14 protein-coding genes are annotated in these 12898 nt (G+C 58.3%); 10 read left to right on the top strand and 4 right to left on the bottom strand.

Going from position 1 to position 12898, the window contains the following annotated elements; all coding sequences use genetic code 11:
- Window positions 1-153 precede the first annotated feature (153 nt).
- Window positions 154-1548, top strand: coding sequence for a D-serine/D-alanine/glycine transporter (gene cycA / locus ACX3P5_RS06425; RefSeq protein ID WP_458968433.1), 1395 nt, complete (start codon window positions 154-156; stop codon window positions 1546-1548).
- A gap of 618 nt (window positions 1549-2166) precedes the next feature.
- On the opposite strand, the gene ACX3P5_RS06420 is transcribed toward cycA, so the two are convergent.
- On the bottom strand, window positions 2167-3141 hold the full coding sequence (locus ACX3P5_RS06420; RefSeq protein WP_458968432.1) for a metal-dependent hydrolase: 975 nt from the start codon (window positions 3139-3141) through the stop codon (window positions 2167-2169).
- Window positions 3142-3178: 37 nt separating this feature from the next.
- Window positions 3179-3814, bottom strand: coding sequence for an HTH-type transcriptional regulator RutR (gene rutR / locus ACX3P5_RS06415; protein WP_233984675.1), 636 nt, complete (start codon window positions 3812-3814; stop codon window positions 3179-3181).
- A 306-nt stretch (window positions 3815-4120) separates the two neighbouring features.
- Here rutR and rutA point away from each other — a divergent pair, with 306 nt between their 5' ends.
- From rutA to rutG, 6 genes are read left to right on the top strand one after another with little or no spacing between them, the layout of a single operon-like run.
- On the top strand, window positions 4121-5212 hold the full coding sequence (rutA, locus tag ACX3P5_RS06410; protein ID WP_094121825.1) for a pyrimidine utilization protein A: 1092 nt from the start codon (window positions 4121-4123) through the stop codon (window positions 5210-5212).
- Window positions 5212-5934 (top strand): pyrimidine utilization protein B, encoded by a 723-nt coding sequence (gene rutB, locus ACX3P5_RS06405; RefSeq protein ID WP_458968431.1) that lies wholly within the window; start codon window positions 5212-5214, stop codon window positions 5932-5934. The genes rutA and rutB overlap by 1 nt, the downstream gene beginning before the upstream one ends.
- A gap of 24 nt (window positions 5935-5958) precedes the next feature.
- Complete coding sequence (gene rutC / locus ACX3P5_RS06400; RefSeq protein WP_233984678.1) at window positions 5959-6354, top strand: pyrimidine utilization protein C; 396 nt, start codon at window positions 5959-5961, stop codon at window positions 6352-6354.
- On the top strand, window positions 6354-7163 hold the full coding sequence (rutD, locus tag ACX3P5_RS06395) for a pyrimidine utilization protein D (protein ID WP_458968430.1): 810 nt from the start codon (window positions 6354-6356) through the stop codon (window positions 7161-7163). Before rutC ends, rutD begins: the two co-directional genes overlap by 1 nt.
- 21 nt (window positions 7164-7184) lie before the next feature.
- Window positions 7185-7700, top strand: coding sequence for an NADH-dependent FMN reductase RutF (gene rutF / locus ACX3P5_RS06390; RefSeq protein ID WP_458968429.1), 516 nt, complete (start codon window positions 7185-7187; stop codon window positions 7698-7700).
- A 54-nt stretch (window positions 7701-7754) separates the two neighbouring features.
- On the top strand, window positions 7755-9083 hold the full coding sequence (gene rutG / locus ACX3P5_RS06385) for a pyrimidine utilization transport protein G (protein ID WP_458968428.1): 1329 nt from the start codon (window positions 7755-7757) through the stop codon (window positions 9081-9083).
- Here rutG and ACX3P5_RS06380 read toward each other — a convergent pair whose 3' ends face one another.
- The gene (locus ACX3P5_RS06380; RefSeq protein ID WP_233984682.1) at window positions 9084-10007 is read right to left on the bottom strand and encodes a DMT family transporter; all 924 of its coding nucleotides are present in this window, start codon (window positions 10005-10007) and stop codon (window positions 9084-9086) included.
- A gap of 93 nt (window positions 10008-10100) precedes the next feature.
- Window positions 10101-10277, bottom strand: coding sequence for a con-10 family general stress protein (locus ACX3P5_RS06375; protein ID WP_233984683.1), 177 nt, complete (start codon window positions 10275-10277; stop codon window positions 10101-10103).
- Window positions 10278-10579: 302 nt separating this feature from the next.
- Here ACX3P5_RS06375 and wrbA point away from each other — a divergent pair, with 302 nt between their 5' ends.
- From wrbA to ACX3P5_RS06360, 3 genes are read left to right on the top strand one after another with little or no spacing between them, the layout of a single operon-like run.
- Window positions 10580-11179 carry an NAD(P)H:quinone oxidoreductase gene (wrbA, locus tag ACX3P5_RS06370; RefSeq protein WP_233984684.1) on the top strand — a complete coding sequence of 200 codons (600 nt, stop codon included), beginning with the start codon at window positions 10580-10582 and terminating at the stop codon, window positions 11177-11179.
- Window positions 11180-11199: 20 nt separating this feature from the next.
- On the top strand, window positions 11200-11430 hold the full coding sequence (locus ACX3P5_RS06365) for a YccJ family protein (protein ID WP_031376101.1): 231 nt from the start codon (window positions 11200-11202) through the stop codon (window positions 11428-11430).
- A gap of 53 nt (window positions 11431-11483) precedes the next feature.
- Entirely contained in the window at window positions 11484-12857 is a 1374-nt protein-coding gene (locus tag ACX3P5_RS06360; RefSeq protein WP_233984685.1) for an NAD-dependent succinate-semialdehyde dehydrogenase, read from the top strand.
- The last annotated feature ends 41 nt before the right edge of the window (window positions 12858-12898 follow it).

Here is a 12898-nt window from a genome sequence, read left to right as displayed (position 1 = left end):
CTGTCTGATTAAGCGGCAATGGTCACAATTGATCAAAAACCGTTACCGGCTTTAGCGCGTCTTCCACTATCTTATGCCAGCTTGCCTTCAGGCAGACTCACTTAATAACAGCCAGCAGAGCTGACACAACATCAAGAAAGGAAAGACTATTCTATGGTTGATCAATCTAAAGACGCGCCACTCACGCAGGAAGGTCCGGATAAACTCCGGCGTAACCTGCACAATCGTCATATTAAACTTATCGCTATTGGCGGCGCTATCGGCACCGGTCTGTTTATGGGTTCCGGTAAAACCATTAGCCTGGCGGGACCTTCGATCATTTTTGTCTATATGATCATCGGTTTTATGCTGTTCTTCGTGATGCGGGCAATGGGCGAACTGCTGCTCTCAAATCTCGAATACAAATCATTCAGTGATTTTGCGGCGGATCTGCTGGGGCCGTGGGCCGGCTATTTCACCGGCTGGACCTACTGGTTCTGCTGGGTAGTGACCGGCATTGCCGATGTGGTGGCCATCAGCGCCTACTTCCAGCTGTGGTTTCCGGGCTTCTCGATCTGGATGAGCGCCCTGCTGTGCGTGGTGGTTTTTCTGACGCTCAATATTGCGACGGTCAAACTGTTTGGCGAGATGGAGTTCTGGTTCGCGATTATTAAAATCGTGGCGATTGTGGCCCTGATCATTACCGGCATTGTGCTGGTATCGATGCACTATCCTTCACCTGGCGGCGGTACCGCCTCGCTGAGCAATATCTGGGATCATGGCGGGATGTTCCCTAAAGGGCTGAGCGGCTTTTTTGCTGGCTTCCAGATAGCGGTGTTTGCCTTCGTCGGGATTGAACTGGTCGGCACCGCAGCAGCAGAAACCCACGATCCGCACAAAGTGCTGCCACGCGCGATTAACGCCATTCCGCTGCGGGTGATCATGTTTTACGTGCTGGCGCTGATGGTGATCATGGCTGTTACGCCGTGGACCCAGGTGATGGCCGATCGCAGCCCGTTTGTTGAGATGTTCGTGCTGATTGGTCTGCCCGCTGCCGCCAGTATCGTCAATTTTGTGGTGCTGACCTCGGCGGCATCCTCTGCCAACAGCGGCATTTTCTCCACCAGTCGTATGCTGTATGGCCTGTCGCAACAAGGTGTGGCCAGCCGCGCCTTTGGTCGTCTTTCTGCCCGCGCCGTTCCCACCACCGGACTGTTCTTCTCCTGCCTGTGCCTGCTGGCGGGTGTGGCGCTGATTTACCTGATCCCGGATGTGATGACGGTATTTACCCTGGTGACCACCGTTTCCGCCATTCTGTTTATGTTCGTCTGGACCATTATTCTCTGCAGCTATCTGGCCTACCGTAAAAAGTATCCAGAGCGTCACGCACAGTCTGGTTTTAAGATGCCAATGGGCAAGTTCATGTGCTGGGTCTGCATGGCATTCTTCGCGTTTGTGCTGGTGCTGTTGACCCTGCAGGAAGATACGCGCCAGGCGCTGATGGTGACACCGCTGTGGTTTGCCCTGCTGACGATGGGCTGGCTGTTGCGTCGTCGTCAGGCTCGCTAATCGCCGGTTGAATAGCAAAAAGCCCGGTCAGTGACCGTAAAGCTTGTCAGTTAAGCGGCAGGTGATAACGCAGCCTGGGGTCGCTCAGGGGCTGGCGGTCCTAGCGCCGCTGCGCGGTACCTTCACTTCATTCGTCTGCCTGACGGACCGCCGGGGATGGCACATCCTGTGCCGCCCCGCCTTTCGCCCGCGTCCTGCGGGCTCTCCTGGCAGACTCATTCTGTTCAGCGCTGCGGATTGCCTGCCCCTGAGCGACCCCAGCCTGCTCTGAAACTTCAGTGTGTGCTGTTAAAAAGGGCACGATAGTGGAGGCCTGGGCGCCTCTGCTGCTGAAAGGGCTATCCGCAGCGCTGAGGCGTGACGTTGGGCCAGAACGCCACGCCGGGAAGCGTGGAGAGTTCGGGGCCGGCCAGGGAGGGACGATCCCCGAACGGTTCGTCGGCACGACGTCAAAGCCGAAGGTACCGCGTGAGCGGCGCGAGGACGGCCCGGCAGCAGCAGAGGTGCTCAGGCCCGCACTCCGGCACACTCGCCCAGTAAAAAAGCGGCCACGTCTGACTGACAGCCTTTGTAAAGGTAACCTTAACTGACGAGCATCAGGTCACTGACCGGGCTTTTTTATAGCCGCTCCGCCAGTGTCCGGAATATCGCCCGTAAATCTGGCCGCTCAGAAGGCAGCCGCTGTGGCTGGGGATCGGGCTGCTGTGGAGTACCCAGACCAAAGGTAAAGGTGAAATTGTTGCCTTCCCCCATCCGCAGATCGGCAATGGTGATCTGGCCATCCTTTTCGGCCATCGCATAAAAACCGTGGCTGAACCAGGCGACCCGCTCGGCATACCAGTCGCCGCGTAGCGCATCGAACAGCTCGGGATGACGCGGACGCCACACCACCTGCAACGGACGCCGTGGCGACAGCAGCGACCAGTAAACTTCGCCATAACGATCCGGCGTCATCACCACGCTGCGCCACACCAGGGTGTTGAACGCGGTCGGCGTCACCAGCACTTTCTCGGTGGGAATCCCCTGCTGCACCAGCGCCTGCTTAATCTGCGCGCCCGCCACGCTCTGAATCGCCACGCTCCATACCAGATAAAGCGTACTCAGCATCAACCCAAGCCGGTTGCCGCGCAGCCCGGCGTCGCCTCGCCGCCAGAGCGCCACGCCCAGACCGATCAACAGCGGTAGCGTATAGAGCGGATCGACAATATAAATGCTGCCGATTGCGTAGGGATAATCGGTCAGTGGCAGGCCAAGCTGGGTGCCATACACCGTCATTAAATCGAGCAGCGGATGGGTAATCAGCGCCAGCCAGATGGCAGGCCACCATGCTGGCCATTTCACGCGCGGACGGAACAGTCCCGCTACCAGCCAGGCAATCAGCGGCGAAACCAGCGTGAGATAGAGCAGCGCATGGCTCTCGGTACGATGCAGCGTCATATTGCGGATGGCATCGCCATGATCAAGAAACACATCAAGATCGGGTAAGGTGCCGCTGACGCCGCCAACCAGCGCAGCCTGCCAGATCGGTACCCGTCGTCCCATCACTGCCACGCTGACCGTGGCGCCCAGTACCCATTGCGAAACAGAATCCATGATTTTACTCCGTCGCGAAGCGTGGATGTTACGCCAGTCAGCGCACCCGAATCCCTTCAATAATCATGCGCTGCACATTATTAACGGCCTGATCAAAAAACTCGGGATCGTTCAGCGTCTGGCCGGTAATCGCCTCAACCTGACTGGCAAAATCGGCGTAGTGCTGGGTCGTTGCCCACAGCATAAAGATCAGATGTTGCGGCTGTACGCCTGCCAGCCGGCCTTCGTCAATCCAGCGCTCGATAATCGCCGCTTTGTCATCCACCAGCTGTTTCAGATCGCCCGCCAGTTCGCCTTTCAACAGTGGCGCGCCCTGCAACATCTCAAGGCAAAACAGCCGTGAGGCCTGCGGGTGATCGCGTGATACTTCCAGCTTCAGGCGAATATAGCGGCGGATCGCCACCAGCGGGTCCTGATCGTGTGCCAGCGCCCGCAGCGGCGCCAGCCAGACATCCAGAATCTGTTTCAGCACCGCCACATACAGCGCTTCTTTGGAGGGAAAATAGTAGAGCAGATTGGTTTTAGAGACGTCCGCCCGCTCCGCCACTTTATCGAGGCTGGTTCCATGAATGCCAAACTGGGAGAAAAACGTTAATGCCGCTTCCAGAATGGCAGCGCGCTTCGCGGCGACGGCACGCGAACGACGCGTAGGCTTTTTTTCATCGGTTTTCACACGGTTACCTCATCCCTCTTGTGTCAGCGCATCATAGCAAAGTGCTTCCGCCCTGCCCAATCCGCCGCCTGCACCTTTTTTGCCCAGCCTGCATGGAAAATGTGCAGCGAATTTTGACCAAACGGTCCGAAATGGACCATCTGCTCCGGTTACCTCTTTCGGGTTAATTTTAACTCATTGTTATTTAATGCATTAAAAAATGTGGCACGCAGTTTGCAAAATTGTGACTGAGCGCAGCCCCTCACGGATGAAGCAGGAAGCAGTGCCGCGCGTGAAATGCTTTCCCCCACCGCAAAGAGGTTTCACATGAAGATAGGCGTCTTTATTCCGATTGGTAACAATGGCTGGCTGATTTCCTCCCATGCGCCACAGTACAAACCGACCTTTGAACTGAACAAAGCGATCGTGCAGAAAGCGGAGCACTACCATTTCGATTTTGCGCTGTCGATGATCAAGCTGCGCGGCTTTGGCGGTAAGACCGAGTTCTGGGATCACAACCTGGAATCTTTCACTCTGATGGCGGGCCTGGCGGCGGTCACCTCGCGCATTGAGATATACGCAACGGCGGCCACGCTCACCCTGCCACCGGCGATCGTAGCGCGCATGGCGGCGACCATTGATTCGATCTCCAATGGCCGGTTCGGCGTCAATCTGGTTACCGGCTGGCAGAAGCCCGAATATGAGCAGATGGGATTGTGGCCAGGCGATGAATACTTCGGCAGCCGTTATGCCTATCTGACCGAATACGTTACCGTGCTGCGCGATCTGTGGGGTACCGGCAAATCTGACTTTAAAGGTGATTTCTTCACCATGAATGATTGTCGCGTCAGCCCGCAACCTCAGCGGCCGATGAAGGTGATCTGTGCTGGGCAGAGCGATGCCGGCATGGCCTTTTCCGCCCAGCACGCCGATTACAACTTCTGCTTTGGTAAAGGCGTGAATACCCCTACCGCATTCAGCGCCACCTCTGTGCGCATGAAGCAGGCGGCAGAAAAAGCCGGGCGCGATGTCGGTTCCTATGTGCTGTTTATGATTATCGCCGCCGACAGCGATGAAGAAGCACGCGCACGCTGGGAACACTATAAAGCCGGAGCCGATGAAGAGGCACTTTCGTGGCTGACGACCCAAAGCCAGCAGGATACTAAATCAGGCAGCGACACCAACGTGCGCCAGATGGCCGATCCGACTTCAGCGGTCAACATCAATATGGGCACGCTGGTCGGCTCCTATGCCAGCGTGGCGCGGATGCTGGATGAGGTGGCGCAGGTCGATGGCACGCACGGCGTTCTCCTGACGTTTGATGATTTCCTGCAGGGCATCGAGGACTTTGGTCAGCATATCCAGCCGCTGATGCAGTGCCGCAGCGCTCTGCTGGATGCACAACAGGAGGTAGCGTGATGAATACGGTTTATTGCGCTCATACCCCAGACGTACCGCAGGTAGAGTTGCCCGCGCGTCCCGAACCGATCGCCTTTCCGCCCAGCCAGAGCGCGCTGATTGTGGTGGATATGCAAAATGCCTATGCCACCCCAGGCGGTTATCTGGATCTGGCCGGTTTTGATGTCTCCGCGACTCAGCCGGTGATTGCAAAAATCGCCGAAGCGGTGACGGCCGCACGCGCTGCGGGTATCCAGATTATCTGGTTTCAGAACGGCTGGGATGCGGATTACGTCGAAGCTGGCGATGCCGGTTCACCCAACTTCCACAAGTCGAATGCCCTGAAAACCATGCGCAAACGCCCGGAGCTGCACGGCACGCTGCTGTCGAAAGGCAGCTGGGATTATGCGCTGGTGGATCAGCTGGTGCCGCAGCCGGGCGACATCGTGCTGCCGAAACCACGCTACAGCGGTTTCTTCAACACGCCACTCGACAGCATGCTGCGCAGCCGGGGTATCCGCCATCTGATCTTCACCGGCATTGCGACGAACGTCTGTGTCGAATCGACGCTGCGTGACGGTTTCTTCCTGGAGTACTTCGGCGTAGTGCTGGAAGACGCGACCTATCAGGCCGGCCCGCCTTTTGCGCAGCAGGCGGCGTTGTTCAATATCGAAACCTTTTTTGGCTGGGTGTCAGAAGTCGCCACCTTCTGCGAGAGTCTGAAACCCGCGGATGCCCGTTAAGAATCGCGTAAAGGAGAAGCTGTTATGCCAAAAAGCGTCATTATTCCGCCGGGTACCACTACCCCTATCGCCCCCTTCGTGCCCGGTACGCTGGCCGACGGCGTGGTTTACGTTTCGGGTACGCTGCCGTTCGATGCTGATAATAACGTGGTGCACGTTGGCGATGCCGCCGCGCAAACCCGTCATGTGCTGGAAACCATTAAAAAGGTGATTGAAACCGCCGGTGGCAATATGGCGGATGTCACGTTCAACTCGATATTCATCACCGACTGGTCGAATTACGCGGCGGTGAACCAGGTTTACGCCGACTATTTTCCCGGCGATAAACCGGCGCGTTTCTGTATTCAGTGTGGGCTGGTGAAACCTGATGCGCTGATTGAGATCGCCAGCGTGGCGCACATCGGCAAACAGGAGGCCTGATGCAGCTGGATATTGTTGGCCTGCAGTCACCGGATGCCCCGACGCTGGTGCTCTCTTCCGGTCTGGGCGGTGTGGCGGGCTTCTGGCAGCCGCAGCTTGCGGCCCTGACCGCGCGCTATCGGGTGGTGCTCTACGATCAGCGCGGTACCGGCCGCAGCGCCGATACCCTGCCGGAAGGGTACAGCATGGCGATGATGGCGGCGGAACTGGCCGCCGCACTGGCGCAGCAGGGCATTCTGCGGTTCAGCCTGATCGGCCATGCGCTGGGTGGGCTGGTGGGCATGCAGCTGGCGCTGGACTATCCGGAGCGGGTTGAGCGAATCGTGGTGATCAATGGCTGGCTGACGCTCCATCCTCATACCCGCCGCTGCTTTCAGGTGCGCCAGGATCTGTTGCTCAACGTCGGCGTGGAAGCCTTTGTGCGCGCACAGCCGCTGTTTCTCTATCCGGCTGAATGGATGGCGCAGCATCAGACGCGGCTGGAACAGGAAGACAGTCATCACATTGACCATTTCCAGGGAATGGAGAACCTGATACGACGTCTGCATGCGCTGATGAGCGCAGATTTTAGCGCCCGCGCTGCGGCGATCCCTCAGCCGGTACTGGTGATCTGCAGTCAGGACGATTTGCTGGTGCCGTGGAGCTGTTCCGCGCAGCTGGCAGCGGCGCTGCCGAACGCCTCGCAGCAGGTCATGTCCTGGGGCGGCCATGCGATGAGCGTGACCGATGCCGATCACTTTAATGCCCTGCTGGTGCAGTGGCTGGATGATACCGATGACGTGCAGCCGCTGGCGCGCGTGACCGGATAACCCTTTTTTGCGGAGATCGCGATGAACCCGAATCACCTTGCCCCAGTGGTAGAGAAAACTGAATTTCGTAACGCGATGTCGCGGCTTGGCGCGGCGGTCAACATCATCACTACCGAAGGCCCGGCCGGACGTGCAGGCTTTACCGCCTCCGCCGTCTGCAGCGTCACGGACTCGCCGCCCACGCTGCTGGTCTGCCTCAACCGGTCCGCCTCGGTGTGGCCCGTCTTTGCTGAAAACCGGCAGCTCTGCGTTAATACCCTGGCGGCGGGCCATGAAGCCCTGTCTAACCTGTTCGGCGGCAAAACAGCGATGGCCGAGCGCTTTATTGCAGCCGAATGGTCAACGGCGGTGACCGGTTCGCCGGTGCTGAGCGGTGCCGTCGCCTCGTTTGACTGCCGGATCAGTCAGATTGTCAGCGTCGGAACGCACGACATTCTGTTCTGTGAGGTTCTGGCGCTGATGCGCAACGATGATACGCACGGTCTGGCGTGGTTTGACCGCAGCTATCATCCCCTTATGCGGCAGGAAGCCTGTTAATCCGCCTGCTGTCGCAGGTCTGGTCCCGGCATTCATCACTTTCTGGAGTATACGATGGCACGTTCCTGGTTTCCGCAATGGCAGAAGAAGTCGGCACTGAGTGAAAACGGCATTATCGCACCGGATGAAACGCTGCCGATGGGACAAACGCTTATTCTCGGTTTGCAACATGCGGTAGCGATGTTTGGCGCAACGGTGCTGATGCCGTTGCTGATGGGGCTGGACCCTAACCTGGCGATTCTGGTGTCGGGCATCGGCACCCTGCTGTTCTTTTTCATTACCGGCGGTCGTGTGCCCAGCTATCTTGGCTCCAGTGCCGCGTTTGTTGGCGTGGTGATTGCCGTGACCGGCTTCAGCGGCCAGGGGCTGAATCCCAATCTCAGCATGGCGCTGGGCGGCGTGATCGCCTGTGGCCTGATCTATACCCTGATCGGGCTGGTGGTGATGAAATCCGGTACCCGCTGGATTGAAAACCTGATGCCGCCGGTGGTGACAGGCGCAGTGGTGATGGCTATCGGGCTGAACCTGGCCCCGATCGCGGTGCATGGCGTATCCGGCTCCGCTTTTGACAGCTGGGTGGCGGTGATGACGGTGCTCTGTATTGGCGTGGTGGCGGTGTTTACCCACGGCATGATACAGCGCCTGCTGATCCTGATTGGGCTGATAGTGGCCTGGGCGCTCTATGCGCTGCTGACCAACGGACTGGGGCTGGGCAAACCAGTCGACTTCACTCTGCTGGCGCAGGCACCCTGGTTTGGCCTGCCTCACACCACCTCTCCCCGCTTTGATCTGCAGGCGATCGTGATGATCGCGCCGGTGGCGATCATTCTGGTGGCGGAAAATCTCGGTCATCTGAAAGCGGTGGCGGGCATGACCGGACGTAACCTTGATCCGTATATGGGACGCGCGTTTGTCGGTGACGGCCTGGCGACGATGCTCTCCGGTTCGGTCGGCGGCAGCGGCGTCACCACCTATGCAGAAAATATCGGGGTGATGGCGGTCACTAAAGTCTACTCAACGCTGGCATTTGTTGCGGCGGCGATCATTGCGATTCTGGCGGGTTTCTCACCGAAGTTTGGTGCGCTGATCCATACCATTCCGGCGCCGGTAATTGGCGGCGCGTCGATTGTGGTGTTTGGACTGATTGCGGTGGCAGGCGCGCGCATCTGGGTACAAAATCACGTTGATTTCAGCCAGAACAGTAACCTGATTATGGTCGCCACCACGCTGGTGCTGGGTGCCGGTGACTTTGCGCTGAAGATAGGTTCATTTACCCTCGGCGGTATCGGCACGGCCACCTTCGGCGCCATTATCCTCAATGCGATCCTGCGCCGACGCGGCGCGGCGCTATCGGATAAACCGCTGGCGCGTCAGCAGGGCTAGCTACTCCTGCGATTCCTGCGGTGTGGTCGCTGGCTGCACCGCTTTCTTCCGTTTCAGCCGCAGTTCACTGACAATCACGCCACAGACAATCAATGCCCCGCCGAGCAGCGCCAGCGCGGGCAAGCGCTCACCCGCTATTCGTCCGACCACGCCCGCCCAGACCGGTTCGCCAGCGTAAATCACCGTCGCCCGCGTCGGGGAGACGCTACGCTGCGCCCAGTTCATGGTGACCTGAATTAAGGCGCTGGCGGCCCCGAGCCCCAGCGCGCTAAGCAGCAACGGCGTCGACAGCGCCGGCACCGTTTCACCATTGGGTATCATCAGCGCGAAAGCGCACAACGAGGCCACCGCCAGCTGAATCAGCGTGACACGGCGTACATCAACCTGGCCGGCATAACGGCTGATTAAGATGATCTCGGCGGCAATCGCCAGGGTGCTGAGCAGGGTTGCCAGTTCACCGGCGTTCAGGCTGATGCGGCCATCCTGCGGTCCGGCCACCAGCAGCAGGCCGGTAAACGCCAGCACGATGCCGAGCCACGACATCAACCCCGGCGGACGGCGTAAAAAAAGCCACTGCAGCAGCGGCACCACCGGCACATAGAGCGCGGTGAGAAACGCCGACTGGCTGCTGGAGATGGTCTGCATCCCCCAGGTCTGTAATCCGTAACCACCGGCAATCGACAGGCCAATCAGGGTGCCGGCTTTGATTTCCAGCCAGCTGATGGCGGCCAGATAACGGCGGAAAAACAGTGCCAGCAGCAGTGCCGCCGTGGCAAAGCGCAGCCCAACAAAGAAAAACGGACCGGAATGCTGCATCGCGCGGTGGACCACCAGAAAGGTACCGCCCCAGACCATCGTTATAAAGAGTAATACCAGTTCCTGGCGCGTGAGGCGCAGGGATAAACCGCGGAGTGCGTCCGACATATTTCACCTGATGATGTGTTCGGGCTTATTGTGCGGAGTGAACGGGGGAAAAGCAACGGCGTTAACCGCCGGTTTTACCGGCGGAACAGAGGGTTATTCATCGTCGCTTTTTTTACTGCTGCTGCGCCCGCCTTTCTCGCCGGCACGGGCAGCGCGTTGCGGATCGTTTTTGAAATTGCCGCCGCTATTTTTACCGCCTTTCCGTCCCGCTTCTGCAGCACGCTCACGGTTTTCGGCAAAATTACCTGAACCTCCACGATGTGATGCCATGGTCTACTCCTGTCGCGTAACGCGATAAATGAAGAAATGAAAGCAACCTGTGGCTGACGGCAATAGCACCGCGCCCAGCCATGCTTAAAGAATAGCCAATTTCTGTTTTCGCTACGGCGACAGTCACATTTCGCAACAGACTATTCACTGCAGGTTTGGTTAAACAACGCACATTCTGTCGACTTACAACCGATTGCCTGCGGGTTTATTACCCAGCCGGCCCGCCTGCGAACGCGCATCGCCGACGTGAAACGAAAGCTCTTCTATACTTTTCAGGACGTCAAACCCACCTGGAGAGAACAATGGCTAAGATTCTGGTGCTCTACTACTCAATGTATGGACATGTCGAAACGATGGCGAAGGCTGTAGCGGAAGGCGCGCGTCGGGTACCTGGAGCAGAAGTGGATATCCTGCGGGTACCGGAAACCATGGATGCCGATCGCTTTGCCCAGGTGGGCGGTAAAACCGAACAGGCGGCCGCAGAGGCGACGCCAGAAGTGCTGACGCAGTATGACGCGATTATCGTCGGCACCCCGACCCGCTTCGGCAATATGTCGGGGCAGATGCGCAACTTCTGGGATCGTACCGGCGGATTGTGGGCCTCCGGCGCACTGCATGGCAAGGTCGGCAGCGTCTTTACCTCAACCGGAACTGGCGGCGGTCAGGAACTGACGATTACCTCGGTCTGGACCACGCTGGCGCATCACGGCATGGTGATCGTCCCGATCGGTTATGGCACTCAGGAAATGTTTGATATTTCCCGCACCCGCGGCGGTACGCCCTATGGCGCCTCGACGCTGGCGGGCGGGGATGGATCGCGTCAGCCCACGGAAGAGGAACTGAATATCGCCCGCTATCAGGGTGAACACGTTGCCGGGCTGACCGTAAAACTGAAGGACTGATTTCATCGAAGGAGAACATTATGGCTACTGAACAAGCAAAAGCACATCACGTTGGCGAATGGGCCAGTCTGCGTCATACCTCGCCTGAAATCGCCGAGGCCATTTTTGAAGTGGCCAATTACGATGAGCGGCTTGCCGAAGAGATCTGGCGCCAGCAAGGCAGTGACGACGTACTGATTCGCGCCTTTGAAAAAACCGATAAAGATGTCCTGACCTGGGATGACAAAACAGTAGAACGTAAAAACGTGTAATTCAGGGGCGGGGATCTCCCGCCTCGATTTTTTAACTGACCAAGGAGCACGCCATGTCTTCCTATCAAAGCATTAATCCCGCGAACAACCAGCTGCTGAAAAGCTGGCCCTCTCATGATGAGGCGGCCGTCAGCCATGCGCTGGAGGTCGCCGATCGCCTGTTCCACTCAGACTGGAGCAAAGGCGATATTCAGCCGCGTCTGCAGGTGTTGCACAAACTGGCTGATCTGATTGATAGCCGTGCGGAAGAGCTGGCCACCATTGCCAGTAAAGAGATGGGTAAACTGATTGGTCAGAGCCGGGGCGAAGTAAAAATTTGTTCGCAGATCGCGCGCTACTACGCCGAAAATGCCGAGCGTATCCTGAAGCCGCAGTCCTACCCCAGCGAACTGGGCGAAGCCTGGGTGGAGTATCACCCGATTGGCGTTCTGGTGGCGGTCGAGCCGTGGAACTTCCCTTACTACCAGCTGATGCGGGTGCTGGCTCCTAACCTGGCGCTGGGTAACCCGGTACTGGCGAAACATGCCAATATCGTCCCGCACTGTGCGGACGTGTTTGAAAAGCTGGTGCGTGAAGCCGGTGCGCCTGAAGGTGCCTGGACCAACCTCTTCATCTCAACCGATCAGGTGGCCGATCTTATCGCCGACGACCGGGTCCAGGGCGTAGCGCTGACCGGTTCTGAGCGTGCAGGCAGTGCGGTTGCGGAGCAGGCCGGTAAGCACCTGAAAAAATCGACCCTCGAACTGGGCGGCAACGATGTGTTCGTCGTGCTGGATGACGCCGATCTTGATGAAGCGGTACGCCAGGGCGTGCAGGCGCGCCTGAGTAACTGCGGGCAGGTTTGCACCGCGGCCAAACGCTTTATTCTGCATGAAAAAATTGCCGATCGTTTTATCAGCCAGTTCAGCGCAGCGCTGAGCGCTGTCACGCTGGGCGATCCGCTGGATGAAAAAACCACGCTGGGTCCACTTTCCTCCAGCGATGCGCGTGACCGTCTGGTGAAACAGGTGGATGAAGCCGTCGCGCATGGCGCGCAGCTGGTCACCGGCGGGAAAGCGGTTGCGGGCGTCGGCTGTTATTACCAGCCTACCCTGCTTACCGGCATTACGCCGGATAACCCGGCTTACTATCAGGAGTTTTTCGGTCCGGTTGCGCAGGTCTACGTGGTGGGTGACGATCAGGCCGCCGTCGCGCTGGCCAACGATTCGCACTACGGTTTAGGCGGATCGGTCTGGACCCGCGATATCGCCCGCGGCCGCAAGCTGGCTTCCGCGATTGAAACCGGCATGGTGTTTATCAACTCGCAAAGCGACACCTCGGCTGAACTGCCGTTTGGCGGGGTTAAACGTTCCGGCTACGGTCGTGAGCTCTCTGATCTCGGTATTAAAGAATTTGCCAATCAGAAGCTGGTGGTGGTTGCCGGTTAATCGGGCTCCGCCCATAAAAAAACCCCGTTTCGACGGGGTTT

It is taken from the genome of Pantoea sp. S-LA4, assembly GCF_054482835.1.
This window is presented reverse-complemented; position numbering and strand designations above follow the sequence as displayed.

Coding starts and splice junctions, on each gene's coding strand:
- rutG (WP_458968428.1), top strand. CDS start 7,755: ATGGCACGTTCCTGGTTTCCGCAATGGCAGAAGAAGTCGGCACTGAGT.
- rutD (WP_458968430.1), top strand. CDS start 6,354: ATGCAGCTGGATATTGTTGGCCTGCAGTCACCGGATGCCCCGACGCTG.
- rutF (WP_458968429.1), top strand. CDS start 7,185: ATGAACCCGAATCACCTTGCCCCAGTGGTAGAGAAAACTGAATTTCGT.
- rutC (WP_233984678.1), top strand. CDS start 5,959: ATGCCAAAAAGCGTCATTATTCCGCCGGGTACCACTACCCCTATCGCC.
- ACX3P5_RS06365 (WP_031376101.1), top strand. CDS start 11,200: ATGGCTACTGAACAAGCAAAAGCACATCACGTTGGCGAATGGGCCAGT.
- ACX3P5_RS06360 (WP_233984685.1), top strand. CDS start 11,484: ATGTCTTCCTATCAAAGCATTAATCCCGCGAACAACCAGCTGCTGAAA.
- rutA (WP_094121825.1), top strand. CDS start 4,121: ATGAAGATAGGCGTCTTTATTCCGATTGGTAACAATGGCTGGCTGATT.
- rutB (WP_458968431.1), top strand. CDS start 5,212: ATGAATACGGTTTATTGCGCTCATACCCCAGACGTACCGCAGGTAGAG.
- ACX3P5_RS06380 (WP_233984682.1), bottom strand. CDS start 10,007: ATGTCGGACGCACTCCGCGGTTTATCCCTGCGCCTCACGCGCCAGGAA.
- cycA (WP_458968433.1), top strand. CDS start 154: ATGGTTGATCAATCTAAAGACGCGCCACTCACGCAGGAAGGTCCGGAT.
- ACX3P5_RS06375 (WP_233984683.1), bottom strand. CDS start 10,277: ATGGCATCACATCGTGGAGGTTCAGGTAATTTTGCCGAAAACCGTGAG.
- ACX3P5_RS06420 (WP_458968432.1), bottom strand. CDS start 3,141: ATGGATTCTGTTTCGCAATGGGTACTGGGCGCCACGGTCAGCGTGGCA.
- wrbA (WP_233984684.1), top strand. CDS start 10,580: ATGGCTAAGATTCTGGTGCTCTACTACTCAATGTATGGACATGTCGAA.